A 233-nucleotide genomic window follows, 5' to 3' on the forward strand; every position below is an offset into this window, starting at 1 on the left:
TTATTGTTGTCTACTAATATATCAGACTCGTTTCCAATAATGCTTAAAATTTCATTATAGATCGCTCCCTGGTTTTGAATATTAGAAACCACATCATCAACTACAGTTACCGTGATACTCTCTCCATTATCGTTGGTGAAGGTATAACTACCTCCCCCATTTTCGGTATAGCTGGTAGTATTGGCATCAAAGTCTATAATATTACCCTCTGCATCGGTATAGGTGAAAGTACC

Annotated in this window: 1 protein-coding gene; it reads right to left on the reverse strand. The window is 36.9% G+C overall.

Annotation, left to right across the window (positions count from 1 at the left end):
• Nucleotides 1-233: hypothetical protein (locus I6U49_RS16905; protein ID WP_198629710.1), on the reverse strand; the 233-nt coding region annotated here is incomplete at both ends.

Origin of the sequence: Salegentibacter maritimus, assembly GCF_016236915.1 — a bacterium.
Lineage (GTDB): Bacteria > Bacteroidota > Bacteroidia > Flavobacteriales > Flavobacteriaceae > Salegentibacter > Salegentibacter maritimus.